10 protein-coding genes and 1 pseudogene are annotated in these 17426 nt (G+C 59.0%); 2 read left to right on the top strand and 9 right to left on the bottom strand.

All coding sequences use genetic code 11. The annotated features are described in order from the left end of the window. Positions 1–241: 241 nt before the first annotated feature. The 5 genes and pseudogenes from wbaP to SB772_RS14350 form a co-directional block, all read right to left on the bottom strand. The gene (wbaP, locus tag SB772_RS14370) at positions 242–1723 is read right to left on the bottom strand and encodes an undecaprenyl-phosphate galactose phosphotransferase WbaP (RefSeq protein ID WP_410833901.1); all 1482 of its coding nucleotides are present in this window, start codon (positions 1721–1723) and stop codon (positions 242–244) included. A 54-nt stretch (positions 1724–1777) separates the two neighbouring features. Continuing rightward, positions 1778–2989, bottom strand: a pseudogene (locus SB772_RS14365) (glycosyltransferase family 4 protein); the annotation flags it as partial. A 143-nt stretch (positions 2990–3132) separates the two neighbouring features. After that, the gene (locus tag SB772_RS14360; RefSeq protein ID WP_410834012.1) at positions 3133–4644 is read right to left on the bottom strand and encodes a lipopolysaccharide biosynthesis protein; all 1512 of its coding nucleotides are present in this window, start codon (positions 4642–4644) and stop codon (positions 3133–3135) included. A 563-nt stretch (positions 4645–5207) separates the two neighbouring features. Next, positions 5208–6020, bottom strand: a complete 813-nt coding sequence (locus SB772_RS14355; RefSeq protein WP_410834011.1) for a Crp/Fnr family transcriptional regulator — start codon at positions 6018–6020, stop codon at positions 5208–5210. 819 nt (positions 6021–6839) lie between these two features. Then, positions 6840–8267 carry a sigma 54-interacting transcriptional regulator gene (locus SB772_RS14350; protein ID WP_410833900.1) on the bottom strand — a complete coding sequence of 476 codons (1428 nt, stop codon included), beginning with the start codon at positions 8265–8267 and terminating at the stop codon, positions 6840–6842. A gap of 954 nt (positions 8268–9221) precedes the next feature. Here SB772_RS14350 and SB772_RS14345 point away from each other — a divergent pair. Beyond that, positions 9222–9848 carry a phosphatase PAP2 family protein gene (locus SB772_RS14345; RefSeq protein WP_410833899.1) on the top strand — a complete coding sequence of 209 codons (627 nt, stop codon included), beginning with the start codon at positions 9222–9224 and terminating at the stop codon, positions 9846–9848. A gap of 58 nt (positions 9849–9906) precedes the next feature. Here SB772_RS14345 and SB772_RS14340 read toward each other — a convergent pair whose 3' ends face one another. The 3 genes from SB772_RS14340 to SB772_RS14330 form a co-directional block, all read right to left on the bottom strand. Next, positions 9907–11751 carry an alpha/beta fold hydrolase gene (locus SB772_RS14340; RefSeq protein ID WP_410833898.1) on the bottom strand — a complete coding sequence of 615 codons (1845 nt, stop codon included), beginning with the start codon at positions 11749–11751 and terminating at the stop codon, positions 9907–9909. A gap of 329 nt (positions 11752–12080) precedes the next feature. Further along, positions 12081–13154 (bottom strand): glycosyltransferase, encoded by a 1074-nt coding sequence (locus tag SB772_RS14335; protein WP_410834010.1) that lies wholly within the window; start codon positions 13152–13154, stop codon positions 12081–12083. Further along, complete coding sequence (locus tag SB772_RS14330; RefSeq protein WP_410833897.1) at positions 13154–14407, bottom strand: oligosaccharide flippase family protein; 1254 nt, start codon at positions 14405–14407, stop codon at positions 13154–13156. The genes SB772_RS14335 and SB772_RS14330 overlap by 1 nt, the downstream gene beginning before the upstream one ends. A 333-nt stretch (positions 14408–14740) precedes the next feature. On the opposite strand from SB772_RS14330, the gene SB772_RS14325 reads away from it, so the two are divergent. After that, positions 14741–15946 (top strand): glycosyltransferase, encoded by a 1206-nt coding sequence (locus tag SB772_RS14325; RefSeq protein ID WP_410833896.1) that lies wholly within the window; start codon positions 14741–14743, stop codon positions 15944–15946. Between the two features lie 44 nt (positions 15947–15990). Here SB772_RS14325 and SB772_RS14320 read toward each other — a convergent pair whose 3' ends face one another. Then, the gene (locus SB772_RS14320; protein ID WP_410833895.1) at positions 15991–17283 is read right to left on the bottom strand and encodes an acyltransferase family protein; all 1293 of its coding nucleotides are present in this window, start codon (positions 17281–17283) and stop codon (positions 15991–15993) included. Between the last annotated feature and the right edge of the window lie 143 nt (positions 17284–17426).

Below are 17426 nucleotides of genomic sequence, written 5' to 3'. Positions count from 1 at the left end.
TGTATCGCCAGCACGGTCGAATCGATCAGCATGCAAGCCGCCCTAAGTGTAAATTCACTAATCGCCCTGGTGAACCTGGAACACGGTCCCGTCCGGTCCCGAGATTAGCAGACGGGACGTGATCGAGTCGGCGAACAGCCAGGGCAAGAATCCTTTGCTAGTACCGTGCTCCGCTGTGGTGAAAAGATAAAAGATAAAAGATAAAAGTCGTTTTGACGTGCCAGAAATCACACGCCAAAATTCAATATGCCCCATCACGCCGAACCACCACACCAACGGTCTTCAGCATAATCATAATGTCGTACCAGAGCGACCAGTTCTTCACATACCATGCGTCCAGGAAGATTCGGCGCGCATAGTCCGTATCATTGCGGCCGCTTACCTGCCAGAGACCTGTCATACCGGGTTTTGCCAGCAAATAGTAGGCAGCATCCTCCCCGTACCGCAGAATCTCTTTCTCAATGACGGGGCGGGGCCCCACCAGACTCATGTCTCCGCGCAGCACGTTCCACAGCTGCGGCAATTCATCGAGACTCGTTTTGCGCAGGAGCGCGCCGATCGGCGTGATCCGGATGTCGTCTTTCAGTTTGAAGTCATTCTCCCATTCCGCTCTGGCGACGGGGTCCCGTTCGAGCAATTCCTTCAACACCTTGTCGGCATTCGGCACCATCGAGCGAAATTTATAGCAGCTGAACTTCTTGCCATTCTGTCCGATTCGAGTGTGCCCGAAGAACGCGGCACCACCGTCTTTTGCCACCAGAGCCGCAATGACCGCGAAGACAGGCAGCAGCATGAATAACAGAAAACCGCCCACTGCCACGTCGAAGATCCGCTTGAGCACTCTGGCTGAAAAACGTGCAAGGTTGTTTTGCACGCGCAGCATCATCACTTCATGGCCGAAGAAGTACGAAATGTCGGTGCCGCACAAGGGCACGCCGCGCATCGATGCCATCACGGTTACGTCTCGAATGCCGAACTTCGTGAGTCCACGAACCCACATGTCGCGCAAGGCCCGATGATCGTGCTCCAACGCTATCACAACCTGTATGCCGGGCAACGATCTGAACGTCGCGGGCGTCAGTCCCTGCAAAAGAGGAGCGTCGAGGGAAAAGATGCCCTGTTCACCCACGGCTGCATCGGCGTCGGGCGCAACATATGCGATCACGTCCACGCCCAGAAACGACTGGCTTGACAGTGCCTGCTTCGTTTCCAACGCGCTTTCGCCGCAACCGATAATCAGCGTCGGCCTCTTCCACAGATTCGCCCAATCAAGCGCGCGCTTGGTGAGCGAGCGGAATGCCGGTACGAGGACCAGTGCGCCGCTCCAGGTCAATGCCCACCATCCGCGCGAAAACGTTCCCTTGGTGAGCGCCGTCAACGCCAGATGAACGACCGCGAGCACGATCAGCATGTGGAAAATTTCCTGAAGTTCACGCCACATCGGCCTGCGACACGTGTAGTGCCGCAGCCTTGCCCAGAACCACGCAGTTCCAATGCAGGCCAGCGCCAGGTAGATCAGCATGGGCTGATGCGAGACGATCGCCCAACCGCTCTTTGAGGGCTCGGTAGCAAAACTGCCCAGCACGCGAGTCGTCACCAGAAGCGCGACAGTAAAGCCGACAATGTCTGCCGCAGCAAGCGCGACTTTGTTTGTCAGGGCCGGAAATGGATTGACGTACAGTTCCGGTAGCGACGAATACTCGATTCTGATGGTTGAGTTCACTTGGCATTTCCTCGTATTGAGCCCCCGGCAGACTTTCGAACCCGATTAGGAGCGAAGCGAAGAGACACCGAGTTCGGCCGGTTCGTCCTCTACCGCTATCGCGCGCACCGGCGGTCGAATCGACGCACGGAACTTGCGCCAGACCCGCAAATTCTGATGCGATTCCATTGCCTTCAGCACTACTGCCAGGAACCCACGCCGAAAAGCCGCCTCGGAAAACCGCTCCGCATTGACGCGACAACTCTCGGGCAAAAATATATGGGCGCTCGCTTCGAATCTGAGCACCGCAGCTTGCAGCGATTCGACGGTTTGCTCTTCAAAAAACACACCCGTCGGATGCGGCTGCGTTTCGTCGATCACAGACTCGCATGCTCCGCCCTTACCGAACGCAATCACAGGTGTGCCGCACGCCTGTGCCTCCACGATTGAAATGCCGAAGTCTTCCTCCGCGGCGAAAACGAACGCCCGCGCACGCTGCAGGTAGTCCTTGAGGACCGAAAACGGTTGATGCCCCATGATGATGACGTTGGGTCCAGCCTTCGTGCGGACCTTTTCCATATCCGGACCGTCACCGATCACCACGAGCGTACGGTCGGGCATGCGTGAGAATGCCTCCACGACCAGATCCATCTTCTTGTAGGGCACCATTCTGGAGACAGTAACGTAGAACGACTCTTTATCCGTGCGCAAGCCGAAGGCCTCAGTGTCGACCGGCGGATAGACGACCGTCGCATCGCGGCGGTACACACGATTGACACGTCGCGCAATGAAATCCGAATTGACGACAAACGTATCGACTCCGTTTGCCGTACGTACGTCCCACGTGCGCAGATAGTGCAATGCAACGCGCGCGAACAAGGAACGGAAGCCCTTCGTCAGATTTGCTTCCGTCAAATACTGATGCTGCAGATCCCACGCATAGCGGATGGGCGAGTGGACATAGCTGATATGAAGTTGATCTGGTCCCACCAGCACGCCTTTCGCAACCGCGTGCGAACTCGATATGATCAGATCGTAAGCAGACAAGTCGAACTGCTCGATCGCCAGCGGAAAGAGCGGCAGATAGTTGCGATACTTCCGTTTGGCGAACGGTAGTTTCTGCAAAAACGAAGTCTTGGCCCTCTTGCCCTTCAAGAAAGTACGATCCTCCATGAAGTCGATCAGGCTAAAAACGTCTGCCTCGGGGAAGCACTCGATCAGTTGTTCAACCACTCGCTCAGACCCGCCAAATGTCACTAGCCATTCGTGAACAATTGCAACCCTCATCGCAGTACCTCCAAGATTCAACCGTTCAACTAACGTGGCGTGATCTTCCCGCAATGCACCTGCAGTGCACCATTGCTACGGATGCTAGGCGGCGCCCTCATACCCTTCGGTTCGGATTCGCACAGAAGGTCTTCCGGCTGACTTCAGTTGAAGACCAGACGCCCGGCGAAATTACGCGCCTTACGTTGCGAGATCGGCGAAACAGCGACAATGACCACCATCATGGACAGCCACATGAGGAAAATGAAAACCAGAATCTGCGCTCTCGATGCGAACCTCACGGCGGCATAGTGAAATGCGACGCCCACCAATGCCGTCGCCGCGACGCGCACGACCATTTCCCCGTACCACCTCATGTTGATGCCGGGCAGGAATCGACGGTGCACGATACCCACCCATGGGAATACGCGCAAAAGGCTTAGCGCAAGCCACGCATACGCGACACCGACGGCCCCGTCGTTTAATGAACCAAATAGAACCGCCGGCACGAGGACGACAAGGAAAGCGACGTTTCCCTTGATCTGCAGCGACAGATTTCCTCGTGCGTATTGCACGAGAAAAGCCAACTCCGCAATTGCGGAACAGGCATTTCCCACTGCATAGCACTGCAGGATGCGCCAGGTTTCCGGCGTCGACGGCGCAGTCGCCGACCACAACCTGAGAACGAGTTCAGGCACCATCGCAAAGATCATTGCGACCGGCACGACCACGATCATCGTAATCTCGCTCGCGAGGAGATAGCTCGGTACGATGCGCCGGCTTTCGTCCACGCCGTCGGCGGCAAACCGTGGAACAAACGCCTGCAGAATAGGATTCGCCAGCAGAAGGATCCCACTGGCAAGGAGCGTCGCCATGCTGAACGCACCGAATGCTGGGAGAGACAGCATCTTCGACAAAACGACCTTGTCAATCTGCGTCGTGGTGGCCCACACGAGCGCGGTGAATGCGATCGAAAGCGACAAACCTGAGCGCGCTGTCAGCACAGCGCGCGAAAAAACTTGCGTGAACAGGGGCGCCCTGATCACACGTCCAAGCAGAAAGCGCATGCTCAAGCTTTCACCGACAATGGCGCCCAACTGCCACAAAAAGAACACTTCGATTCGCGGCCATCTCGCGATGACAGGAATAACCAGCACAGCCCGGATGACGGCAAAGCCCACGATCACAACATTGAGCGTGGCTTGCCTGTCTATGCCCACCATGCCCCCGCGATAGACCGAAGAAAGCCAACGCGACGACGCCGTCAAGACGATCAGCACGAACGCGATTTCGATTTCGTGCGTGGACAGTCCGGTCGCATGCAACCAGTCCTTTGCGAAAAAAGGAGCGGCGAACAGCGACAGCACAAAGAGCAGCGCGCACATGCCCGCCACGAATTTTTCCAGCGACTGCAGGAAGACACCCGCTTCCTTTCTCGATCCTTCATCCTGCGCGCGTGCGAGTTCGCGACACAAGGTAGGCGACAGGCCGAGATCCAGAATCTGCACCCACGCCTGCATCACCGCGTTGAGCGCGATCAGACCATAGGCCTCGATGCCGAGACAGCGAACGTACGCCGGCACCGTGACGATGCCGAGCGCCACGGTAACAATCTGGCCAGCATAGTTGGCAAGCAGGCTGCGTTTGAGCATCGACGTAAGGGACTGAAGGAGCACTTCGCGCAACGACTGTAGCCGCCACCAATCTGGAGAAATGTGCGGCTTCGAACACAGACCCTTCCGGCAGTTTCGCGCAGGATCATCAATAACTGATTCGAAGCTCAAATTTGAGCGCGCCGCCACCCGACCGCGGACCGCGTGTATCCGCCGAACAGAGGCATACTTCGGCGGCTCTTTCAAAAATAGGCGGCTTGCGCCGTATGTCAGACTAGACCGTCAATCCGATATCCTCCACACTCCAGCGCGACTTCGCGTGACGCCATGCACCTCCTTACCATCCTCGCAATACTCGAAGTTATTGCGGTAATTTTTGCCGTTTCGCTGTGTGTGGCCGCACGGCGCACCGATGAACGAACGGACCGCTCACTCTCGCGCGATGAAGTCGAGGCTAGGCGGCAAATTGACGGCGCAGGCGGGCCGCGCCGACGTTCGCCATTTCGCAAGCGCACGACGTGGCGCTGGCTAGCGGCCATATTGCGGACGGGCAATCACGACAAAAGCGGCAATTAAGGCCGGCCCCGAATCGACTAAAACCGTAAGCACTCTCGATGCCGCAGCGCTTACGCCTCAGCGCCCGCTGCAAACCGCGCCAAGTCCATGCTTTCTCTGCGATAGAACGGCCGCCCTGACGAAGTCGAGGTGCAGTCCTCGGCTTCCGTTGCGCTAGCGAGCAACAGCCGCCGGAATTCCCGTTTGACGATGCCATAGCACTCGCAGGCACGTTCTTCCAGGCCTTCGCGGTCTAACACCGTAATGTGACCCCGACGCAGGCTGATCAGTCCGGCATCCTGGAGCTTACCCGCCGCTCCGGTCACGCCTTCGCGACGAACGCCGAGCATGGTCGCGATCAACTGCTGGGTGACGGCAAGTTCGTCGGCTTTCAGTCGATCATGTGTCAGCAGGAGCCAGGTGCTAACCTGCTTGACGATGTGATGGTGTCTATTGCACAGCGCATTCTGCGCGATCTGCGTGAGTAACGCCTGGATATACAGCAACATCAGCTTATGGAGCGGGCCGTGCTGTTCGAACTCTCGCTTGAATACCTGAGCGTTCATCGCGTACGCGTAGCCGCCGCTTCGTACCTCGATGCGGTTGGGCATCGTTGCTCCGCCCATCAGTACCGGCACGCCGATTACACCTTCGTTACCTACAGCAGCGACTTCCGCAGTCGCACCGTCCGCCATCAGAAAGACCATCGACACAATAGCGGTAGTTGGAAAATACACGTGTTTGACGGTTTCGCCTGAATCCGAGAGCAATTGGCCAGAGCGTAGTTGCAGGAGCTTGAGATGAGGAGCCAGCGTTGCCAGTTCGTGCTTAGGTACGACAGCCAGCAGGTGGTTCGCGAATTGGTCGTTCGTAAAGTCGAGCATAGTCATTTCCGGCTGGTCCTCGCACGCCGGGTAGGCATGCGAAGTGTGAGGGAACGGATTACCGCCCAAAAATTACTGCACTGCAAGGGTCCGACTGAAGCACCAGAAAGTAGTGCCACAAGACATTACACCTAGAGGGCAGACGGGCTTTAGCCAGACCCATGCCATCGATTTCAAGTGCTTGTTTTTAAAAACATTTATTATCAACACTCGAAATTTGATCGCGATTATGCGAGCGAACCGTCTCAAATCTGAACGACTTCGCGAACTGCAAACATTTCTGTGACACGGGCGCGATAATTGCTGCGACGCAGCGTCCCGCAGGGGAAACACATATCCTGCGGGAAACGGCGGAATATAGGGGCCCCTAGATGCCCCGCCTGCGCTCGCGAGGCGGCAGAATTAAAACACGTCTTTCGGCCAAAAAGTGTCTCATTATTGAACAAACGAACCCCTGGCGCCTCCGGACGTCAGAGCGCACCATTAATTCGTAATCCTTTGTTTTTATTTCTAGCCAGACGAATAACCGCTTTAAACATCACACGAATAAACGGAGATGAAAGCTTTCCGTCTATTACGTACTTACGCCGCAAAACGTTAAGTTCGACTCCGCACAGAGCAGCTCTTTTTCTTTTCATCAACTTATGTTGTGTTTCACCCCTCGTTGTCTGAATCAGAGAAGAGGTATTTCGCAGCAAGAAGGGTGAATGTAAAGGCACCTGCGGAGTTGTTGTGCCGATGGATTCTTCTTGGTCCGGCGTCGGCTCATGGGATGCCGTCTGGGAGATGATGCCGAAGGATCCGCTTGGGAATGTGGCGTTACCACTTTGGCGTAGCGTTCCTTCGACTCTTGCACTGTTCCTCGTCGCATGCGGCAGGGACAGCCTGGATCCGCATGGAAGCGGCAGTGCTGTCCTGGTGCGCACGGCCGCCGTAGTTCGCCATCAGCCGGTACAGCGTCGCACGCGAGATGTCGAGCTCGCGGGCTGCGGGACGTGACCGGCCGCGATGACGGCGGAGCGCTGCTTCAATCGCCTTTTGTTCCGCGGCTTCGCGCACATGGGTCAGCGTGTTGTTGCCTTCGCTCAGCATGGAGTCCAGTTCCAGATCGGCCGGGCCAAGCACGCGCCCATCCGACATCACGATCGCGCGACGGACGCGGTTCACGAGTTCGCGCACATTGCCGGGCCAGCTATACGCGTACATCGCCTTGATCGCTTCGTCGGAGAATCCGCGGATCTGATGAGAGGCGTCAGAGCGGTATTTTTCCAGCATGTGATACGCAAGTACCTCGATGTCCTCACCACGCTTCCTGAGCGGCGGCTCAGCAATGCGTAGCACACACAGCCGGTGATAGAGATCTTCGCGAAACGTTTGCTCTGCGACGGCTTTTTCAAGCGTGACGTTAGTTGCGGCAATGATCCGCACGTCCACATCGATCGACTCCGTACCTCCGAGCCGCTGGATCTTCCTGTCCTGCAGAAAACGCAGCACGATAGATTGACTTTCCAATGGAAGATCACCGATCTCATCGAGGAACAGCGTGCCGCCGTGCGCGGCCTCGATGCGGCCAATTTTACGTTGGAATGCACCCGTGAAGGCTCCACGTTCATATCCGAATAACTCGGATTGCACGAGATGATAAGGAAGCGCCCCACAATTGATCACTACCAAAGGGCCATTGCGCCGTACCGAACGCTTGTGAATAGCCATGGCCGTCAATTCCTTACCCGTACCCGACTCGCCGGAAATCAGCACGGGCGCCTCGCTGTTCGCAACCTTGGTTATGGTGCGAAACAGATCTTTCATTGCAGGACAGGTACCGACTATTTCATCGCGCACCGTGGGCGCACCTGTTTCCGCGTTGAGTACCACCATGCCGTGCTCATGACCGATAGCATCGGCAATGCTGTCTAGTTCATAAGGAACGGTGACAAACCGTGAGAAATACCGGCGGATCACACTTCGCTGAAGTTCGTTCGTTAGCTGAAGCGCGGCCAGGATGCCGACCCAGCCTATCCCCGCCGTGGCGAAACAAGATTTGAAACCGGCAAGTTCGTGTGACGAGAAGCCGCTCGCGAAGTCGAACACGCCTACAGTCGGATGGTGCGCGGCGAGATAAGCTCTGGCCTCCCGGCCCGACCTCAGCACCGCGACGTCCCAGCCGCGTTGTCCGAGCTTGTCACACAACCCCCGCTCGGGTGAACGGGAAACATAAACTAACGACCGATAAAACTGTTTATTCAAATCGCAACCTTTTCCTGTTGATGATCATTTACCCAGGATTGTCAGGATCTATTACCGCGTTTCGTATGCGGATAGTTGAAATTGTCGTAGGCGGATCGGTAAATAAAATCGAGTCCCACGCAACAGCAATTTATGTTGACTTGTCAGCTAAGTTGAACGTCACCAAATCAGGTGCTGACTATCAGACAGACCCCGTTGCCGAGGCGGCAAGATCCACTTGGACGCGTCTCCCATTCTTTACTGCGAGGTAGCGTCCGTTTGCAAACTACAGTTGAGCGGTCTGGCGTACAGACCGTTGTCGGCGATCAGGAAAGACGCTTATACCACGACTTCTTTAATGGTTTCAAACGACTGCACATGTTGACCACATCCTCCCGACTCCGAAATGGAACAAGTTAAATCAGACGAATAGCGCGGATTCCTGATCGTTCCTAGGGTTATTCATTATCCACGTCAGCATCCGCCAAACTATCGCCTTTATTTGCGCCGCGCGTCTTGGTTCGCTCGCGCTGGTCACAGCATTCCTGCGGCAATGAACAGAAACATCGAGATCGCGGAGCAGCGTATTGGTCCCGCGTCGGTCCCCAGCCGCATAGTTTAAATCACACAATCGTGTTATACGCTCGAAAATGGAACAACACGTGACAGCAATGGTGCGAACCGGCTACGGCATGCACGTCAGGGGATTAAGGCCCGGTCTTCCCTGTCGGTCAGGCGGGTCGCCAGCCGAGCGGATAAGCCGGCAAAGCATCTTAAAAGCACGGGGCCTGCGCGTCCCCGGGAGTGCTCAAGCCGCCCGTAAAAGCTTGAGCGAAGACCGGGTTAGCGTGGCCGTTGAGTGCATCAGTAAGGCGTGCGTAGCGCCTCGTTTCTCGCTGAACGCCAATTTGCGCCAGATCGCGCCAATACGTTTGTAGGCAAGTCAATCGACCTATCCAACCATAAGGAGTTACTGTGCGGCTGCTATCTTATATAACCAATTTCGGTGATCCTTACTTGACGTCGCTCCTCGCGGGTGTCGTGATGCTGTGGCTTGTAGCGACGCGGGCGTGGCGACCATTGGTTGCCTGGACGTGCTGTTTTAGCGTGGGGGTATTGGCCGTCGCAGCAAGCAGGATTGCTCACACAGGCTGGGGGGTCGAAATACCCGCGCTGAACTTTGCGGTCATCAGCGGTCATTCCATGCTGGCCAGCGCGGTCTATCCTACGACTTTTGGCCTCTGCGCGACTCCGGCAAAACCACGCACTATTGTGCTGGCTTATCTGTTCGGCCTCGTTTGCGCATTGGCGATCGGCGTATCGCGGGTCCTCATGGGCTTGCATTCAACCGCCGAAGTCGTGACCGGCTGGCTGCTCGGCACGGTTATCGCTGGCATGACATGCAGCTTGATGGCTCAGTCACGTGTCCGCAGCTTTTCAGTCGGGAAGTTCTCGATGCGCGACTCCACGCCGTTCGCCGCGATCGCTATAGCGCTCATCGTGATTTGTCACGGCAAGGTCGTCCCCGTTTCCAGCTGGATCGACAGCAACGCGTCCGAAGTGACGCAGTGGAGCAAGGCGCAAGCGGTTGAACCGCGTTAGACAGAACTGCGTCCGTTACGGCGAGTTTTTGGCCCCGAGGAGAACTTGCCGGGACGTCCTATCCGCGACTCGCGCCTCTACTTTTTCCAGCGCCGATGGCGCCATGAGTTGGGCGCGATGCAACTGCGGCGCTGACCGCTTTCGGTACGGAAGAGATTTTTTTGTCTGTGACGGCGGCAAGGGATACCGCGCGTAGCAGCTCCTCACATACGGCCATCACATCTTCCCGCGCAATCCGACTCAGCACCTCATGGTCCATGTTGCGAACAATAAGTGCATGCGCACGCGAGAGCTTTTTCAAGCGGCGACCATTCACGCCAAAGTGCATATGAAGTTCGCCGAGGCTATGGTCCCGGGGGCTAAAGAGCAGACGAACGTGAACACCGTCAACGTCCAGTCGCTGAAACAGTTTGCGGACCTCGTGGCTTTCCGGCGCCGGGCACAGCGCTTCGCCACTCCAGTCCGCCACTATGTCCTGTATATACGCAACTGCGTGCCGCCACATCGTGCGCAGGGCGGGTCCAAGCCGCGCGTGGCCGCGGATCACCTCGAGCCACTTCCCGGCGCGCATCATGGAGCGCAGAAGCACTTGCGGCGACCCCGGCCTACGCTCGGCCGCGCCTTGCATCGTACATCCGTCCGGCAGAACAAAGGCGACCGGATTGACCATAATGAGTCCACGCACCGCGCGGTTCAGTCTCGTCGCCTGCAGCGCCGCGTATGCCCCCGCGCAGATGCCGAACACTACAACGTCACGGTAACCGCGTCCGGCAAGCCAATCCGCCGCGCGGGACAAATCCCCCCCCATCGCATCGAGGACCGTTTGGCCAGGTCCGCCGGTGCGTGCCGCACAACAACTGTCGCCAAGCCCTTCGGCGTCGATTCGCAGTGAGGCGAAACCGCGCTTCGCAAGTTCCCGTCCGAGTTCCACACCAAAACGTCCGTCGCCGACGTGATGCGTGGCGGCCGTATTGGCGATTAGAAGCAAGGGCGTGTGCTCACGCGCTGTTCGCCGCACGGCAGGTTCGCACAGGATGCAAAAAACGCTCTCGTCCCCCATGTGCAGCGGGTATTCCATTGCGGACGTGCTGACAAGAACGGGGCGCGCATCAACCGACACTGCCGGCGCCCGGACACACGGCTCAACCCCCTCCGACAGCCAGTCCGCCACCCTGTTCAACAGTAATTCCGGGAGTTCGGTTAGCCATGCGGTCTGGAGTACCTGTGTGTAGTTCTCGAAGGCTACAGACTCCACGCAGGCGCCGTTGCGTTCATAGTGGGCACTGAGCGCGTGACTGCCGTCGCGCTGGCCGCTGTGAGCGATCAGGATCCGCTGCGCGGGTACCTGTGCCTCATTGCACAGGTCGAGATCGCCGATTGTTTCAAGCGCCCGCGCACTGACCCTATGGCCCAGGATGTCCCGCGCCCCAGGCGGCGTGTGCTCATGGTCTTCGCCAACACCTGAAGTCTGTCTCCAGGTCTGATTCAGGATGTTCATTTCGCGCCAAAAAAGACGCGTCGACCGAACCGGCGCGAGCATTGCAATTGATTCGATTTCGCGCTTGCGCGCCGCCCACGCAGCGACCGTTGCGCCCAAGCGAAACCCCGCGAGGGAAACCCGCTCTATGCCGGTGATGCTCCTCAAGTAGTCGATTGCCTCGATAACTTCGTCCGCCCAATCGGTGGGACACACCAGACCTTCGCAATCAATGGAATCGCCTGTCCCCCGATAATCGAAACGCAAAACCGGAACGCCACGTGCGGCCAGACGCTGCGCGAGTTCGCGCAGCGCTTGATGCAGCCACATTGCTTCGTGTCCGAAGGGGTTACAAAGCACCACGCCCTTGTTACCGTCGGCCGGATGCAGCCAGCCAAAATGCCCATTGAAAATGACAGGTTTCATTGTTCTAAGCGCTGATAGCGTTAACGTCTCGCGTCAGGGTTGGATTACTGAATGGCATGCTAGTACGACCGCGCCTAGTAAGCGCTGTTCCCCGCCAAAGTTAAGTGCGCTCTCACACACAAGACCCGGCGCCCGCGCGGGCCGGATCGTGTCACTGTGGGGAACTCGGGCATTGTGCAGACGGATGGGTCCGGGCACAGGGTGCCGCGTTTGCCGAGCTTCAGCCGAGCTTCTCCCGCATTAAGATCGTGCGAATTTGTCTTGATTCGACCGATCGATACGCAGACAGGGAGGACCGCGACCGGCCGCACAAACTCAAACGACCAAGACTACTGAGCCGGCACAGCAGGACACACTTGATGCGCAATCGCCCGGTAGCGGGCAGCGGTATCCCGGAGCGTCAGACCGGCGAGCGAGCGTTGCGCCCGCGCCTGTCCTAATGCGAGAACAATGGCGTCCGCGTAGCGCTTTGCATCGTCGGTCTCGACAAGCTGCACGCACGGAAATCCGTTCGCGAATGCAAACGACGGAATCTTGCTGGCCACGATCGGGATGCCTGAGGCCAGCGCTTCAAGAAACGCCACACTGTGCGCCTCGGAGCGCGACGGCATGACGAAGACGCTCGACTCCGACAGCACGGTCGCCACATCGGTGTGCGGTCCGGCGACCAGGGCACAGTCCGCGAGTCCCAACTGGTCCACCAGGTCGATGACCGCACGCTGATAGCCGGGATCTTCGACCACACCGTATAACGTCAGGCGCGCGTCTTTCACCTGCTTGAGCACTTCGCTGAACGCACTCACAGTCAGAAGCTGATTCTTCACCGACGCATACCTGCCGATCTGCACGATCTGCGGCGCGCGGCCGTTACACCCCGCACCGTCGGTGAACGCGAACCGTGCGAGGTCCACGCCGTTGGGCACGACGCTCATCGACGGATGCGGTCCGATTGCCTGCGCGTAGTCCGTCAAGCCTTGCTGCGACACGCCGATCACGGCCCGGGCGCGTCCCGAGAGAAGGTGTTCGACGCGCCGGAACAGTGGGCGCTCGAAGTCGTTGGCCGCCGAATGCATCACATAGACGACTGGGACGCGTAGCGGCAGCGCGCGTGCGTAAAACGACGGAATCGTGGCGTGCGCGAAAATCACATCCGGGCGGAAGCGGCGCACCGCGAAGAACAGATTCCACAGCTTGCGGGGGGCGCGATGCCGCCGCCGCGGAAACCAGCACAGCACGCCGTGATCCTGGAGTTCATCCTGCAGCGGCATGAACTCTGCATGCGACGGCAACAGCGATGCCACGCACACCGCCGTGCCGTCGGCGCGTTGATCGATGGCGAGATCCTTTGCGAGCACTTCGGCGCCAGACAGGCGCGGTGCCAGAACCAGATGAAGGACACGCATCATGAAGTCCTTGCAGTCAGCGTTCGAAACAGCATCCATGCCGCGGCGCAGCCAAGCCCGAGCGTCATCGACCATGCGATGCCCGTGACGCCCCACCAGTGCGTCGCAAGCGGCGCGCTGACCAGCAGCACGACGACCTGAATCGCCGAGGCATGCACCGTCGCCTTCGCATCACCCACCGCGCGCAGATACGCGACCAGCACCGCAATCAATGCGCCGATCGCCATGTTGATCACCAGAATTCTGAACAGCGGCACCGCGGGCAACCACGCCGCGCCGAGAATCAGGGAGAACAGCGGGTGCGCGATCAGCCTCAGCACTTCGACGAATCCCGCCAGCCCCACCCCAATCACCAGCAGATAGATCTTGATCAGCCGTGACGCGGCACGCGGGTTCCTGCGATGATGCGCGGCAAAGGTGGGGAACAGGTATTGCGACATGGCGATCGCCGCGTCGGCCAGCAGCATCTGCGCGAGCCTCGACGACATTTGATAGCTGCCCAGTTGCGCCGGGCCGAGCAGCTTGCCGACGACCACCTTGTCGAACTGATTCAGCAGCAGGTTGATGACACTGCTTGCCCAGATCCACCGGCTAAAGCCCACGTATTGACCGATGCCCGACCACACCGCGCGCACTGGCGGGCGTGGCGTCATCGTCAGCCAGGTCAGCGTGCTTTTCAGCGTTTCGCCGGCGACCAGACCGAGCAGCACCGAGGCCGCGCCGGCGCCGAAGTACGCGAGGCCAAGCCCAGCCGAACAATCGACGAATGCCGCCGCCACCTCGACGCCGGCGATATGCTGGAAACGCCGCTCGCGCTGCACGACAAAATAGGCAGGCGACGCGAGGCCCCGCAGCAACGGCAGCGCCGCGGCAAGCTGCAGCAACGCGAGTGATCCGTCGAGGTGAAACTGGCTGCCCAGCAACGGCGCCAGCGCGAGCAACAGCAACGCGATCAGCACTCCGCGCGCTGTCAGGGTCGTCCACACCGCACCGAGTTGCGAACGCGTCGGCGCATGTTCGCCTTGAATGACCGCTTGCGCGAGGCCGGTGTCCGACAGCGCCTCGGCTATTGCTACTGCAAGCAATGCCACGCTCACGCTGCCGATCGCCGCGGGTCCGAGCATGCGGCCAATCGCAAGAAACTTGATCGCGACCAGTCCGCGCACGGCGAACTGTTGCAATAGCACCCAAGTCGCCGCGCTCGCGCCGAAGCTGGCCGCTATCGAGAACCCCGGAAGCCTGATCGCCCGCAAGCTATTTCTCCGTCGAATCGGAACGCCGCTGACTCGGCTGCACAACGACTCAACCGAATCGCTGCGTGATGCCGCCGGCGCATAATGAGTGAGGTGCGCCAGCGAGCTGGCGACGTTTTCATCGGAATCTATGCACGACCTTACCGCGAGAGAATCGGCGACAACCGCCATCAGCTAGGCCAGTTCAGCCGAAGCTATTGCGCTGTAGTACATTTACCCACAAAACGGAGCAAATTGACGGGTTCACGCACGTCTGCAGTGCTAATGTTGCTGTTCGTTGCTGTTCTGGCGACGCGAGCAATTCGCAGTCCCGGTGCCTTTTCCACAACGCCCATGCCAACCAACGCGATGGAACAAGACTACGTCCTGATTGTGGAGCCCAATCTAACCGGCCATCGCTGGCGTTATGTCGAGTGGACCATGCAAGCCTGTGCGGAAGCCGGATATCCGTGCATCCTGGCGACCGAATGCGCCAACGAAGATCACCGGCTTGCCAGACAGATCGTCGCCGCCAACCGGGCTGACATGGAAATCGCGTTTGTCGATCCCGACGAGCGGCCTCGCGGCCTGCTGCGCGACCCCAATGAATACTGGCGATTTCACCGCTATTTCAAGCACGTGCACAAGATTGTCGGTCGCGCGCAGCCGATCAGGCTGGTGGTCGTTCCGTACGTCGATTACTTCTTCTATGCGCTGCCGTTTCTCGGCTCGCCATTCCGCCAGACGCCGTGGATCGGCATCACGATGCGCTCGACCTTTCATCATCACAAGGTCGGCATCAAGGCGCCGGATCGTCCATTGGTCAATGCGATCAAAGCGCAACTCTTCAAACGCGCGATCAGAACGGAGGGCTTGCGCACGTTGCTCACCATCGATCCCACGCTGCCGGAATGGGCGGCGCACAGCGCATCGAAGGCAAGCGCGGCCATCGCCTATGTCGCAGACCCCTTTCCGGACGAGCGGGCGGAAAACCCCGTGCTCGCCCGCGAACGGCTCGGACTGGACCCCGCGCAGCGCTATCTGCTGGTGTACGGCGCCATTACCGAGCGCAAAGGCATCTACGAACTCGTGGAGGCGTTGACGCGTCTGGACAATGCGCCCACGCTGATCGTCGCCGGCGAGCAGGACGCCGGCGCGCGCCATTTCATGCGTAACCACGTCCGCAGCCTGACACCCGCGCCGCTGATACTCGACTCGTTCATCGCCAACGACGTCGAGCGCGACCTGTTCTCCGCCTGCGACGCGGTCTGGCTGGGCTACAAGGGACACTACGGGATGAGCGGCGTGCTCGTGCAGGCGTACCGCTTCGGCAAGCCGGTAATCGCGACGGAAGACGGGCTGATCGGCTGGTTTAGCCGGCGCTGTGAACTGGGGCCGATCTTGAGCGACCTGAGCTCGGCATCGATCGGCAAGGCCATCACCGAGATCACGACCTCGTGGCCGCATACGCCCAAGGACGTCCCGTCCGCCCGGGAAGATCTGCTGTCCCGGCATACGCTCGGTCAGTTCAAGCAGACCTTGCTTCAGCAGATGGCCTGATCCGCCGGCTCATCTTCCAGCCCATACCCCAACCCTGCAAGATATCAGGCGACCGGTTCGCCGCCCGCTCCCGGCTCGGCAGCAGGTCCTGCGGCAGCACGTCCGGCGGCGGCAAGCACCGCGGCAGCAGGCTCGACTATCGTCGAACTGGCGCCCTCAATATTCGCCGGCCGCACAGGCCGTTGACGCTGTGGCGGCGGGTCGTCGGCGGCAAGCGCCTCTTCGCGCACCGCGCTGCTGCGCTTTTCCGGAAAGAGCGCGTTGCGCATGAGCAGGAACGGAAACTCGATCGCGCGCGTCGTCACATAACCGATCAGAATGGCGAACGCGAACTGCGCGGTCAGCGCGACAATCCACGTCAGGCTCGGCGCCAGGCCGAGCGCGGTTGCTTTGCGAATCAGCATGTCGCCGGGCGCGAGCGCGAGCGAATGCCATAGGTAAATGCCGTAAGAATAGAGACCGATCCACGCAACCGCGCGATATACCATCGACGAGCGCAGCGATCCGGAATGCTCGAGCACCAGCACGAGCAAGGCGGCGAAACCGAGCGCCTGAATCGTGTAGCCGATGCTTTCGTCCAGCGCCAGATTTTTCGTCGCGAACGCGAGCCATCCGCACAGCACCGCGACGATCGCGATCAGCATCCATTTGCGCTTCGCGAACTGCTGATAGACGCCCGGCTTCATCCAGTAGATGGCGGACAGAATCACGCCGACCAGCAGGCTATCGATCCGGTATTGCGTGTACGCGAAGGCGCCTTGCAGGTCGCCGCCCGCCACGGCGAAACAGCGCGCGGTGAGCACCACCGCGCAGATAGCGGAAAGCACGCCGACGATGGTCCACACGCCCAGACGCCAGCGGGCGAACAGCAACAGCAGCGCCGGCAGCACCAGGTAAAAGTGTTCTTCGACCGCGAGGCTCCAGGTTTGGGTAATCGAGGTACCCAGATAGTTCTGAAGATGGGTCAGGTTCTGGAATAGAAACGTATTCCACGGATGGCGGCCAGCTAGTAGATGAAAAACGATCAGTACGTAATACGCGGGCCAGATGCGGAAAATACGCCGGACGATAAAACGCTTTGCGTCGACGTGACCTTTTTCGGCGTACTGCCTGAGCAGGAGGCCGCCCACCAGAAAGCCGCTCAGCGTGAAGAACAGATTCACGCCTTCACGTCCAAAATTTTTCAGCGGGTATTCAATAATCTGGAGTAGGAAATTGTCGGTATGAACAGTATGAAAGTGAAACCCCATTACCGCGATAATCGCGATACCGCGAACGAAATCGAGCTCGACTGCCCTGCCGGCTCTCGCAGGTCCCGCCCCGCCGAATAGTTTCATGTTCTTCTCCCTGCCGCCATCTGCGGGTCAGTGTCCCTATTTTCGGCGGCGCGACGCACGCGTGCGCGCCAACATCAAGGTATTGCCCGACAAAACGGGAACGCAGTTTGCGACATCTTGCAACAGCCGGGCTTGCCTCAGTC

The organism is Paraburkholderia sp. SIMBA_030 (assembly GCF_046535245.1).
Lineage (GTDB): Bacteria > Pseudomonadota > Gammaproteobacteria > Burkholderiales > Burkholderiaceae > Paraburkholderia.
This window is presented reverse-complemented; position numbering and strand designations above follow the sequence as displayed.

Bases quoted from the DNA above. Each gene is read 5' to 3' on its own strand.
- SB772_RS14340 (WP_410833898.1), bottom strand. From the start codon at position 11,751: ATGAAACCTGTCATTTTCAATGGGCATTTTGGCTGGCTGCATCCGGCC.
- SB772_RS14320 (WP_410833895.1), bottom strand. From the start codon at position 17,283: ATGAAACTATTCGGCGGGGCGGGACCTGCGAGAGCCGGCAGGGCAGTC.
- SB772_RS14325 (WP_410833896.1), top strand. From the start codon at position 14,741: ATGCCAACCAACGCGATGGAACAAGACTACGTCCTGATTGTGGAGCCC.
- SB772_RS14335 (WP_410834010.1), bottom strand. From the start codon at position 13,154: ATGCGTGTCCTTCATCTGGTTCTGGCACCGCGCCTGTCTGGCGCCGAA.
- SB772_RS14355 (WP_410834011.1), bottom strand. From the start codon at position 6,020: ATGCTCGACTTTACGAACGACCAATTCGCGAACCACCTGCTGGCTGTC.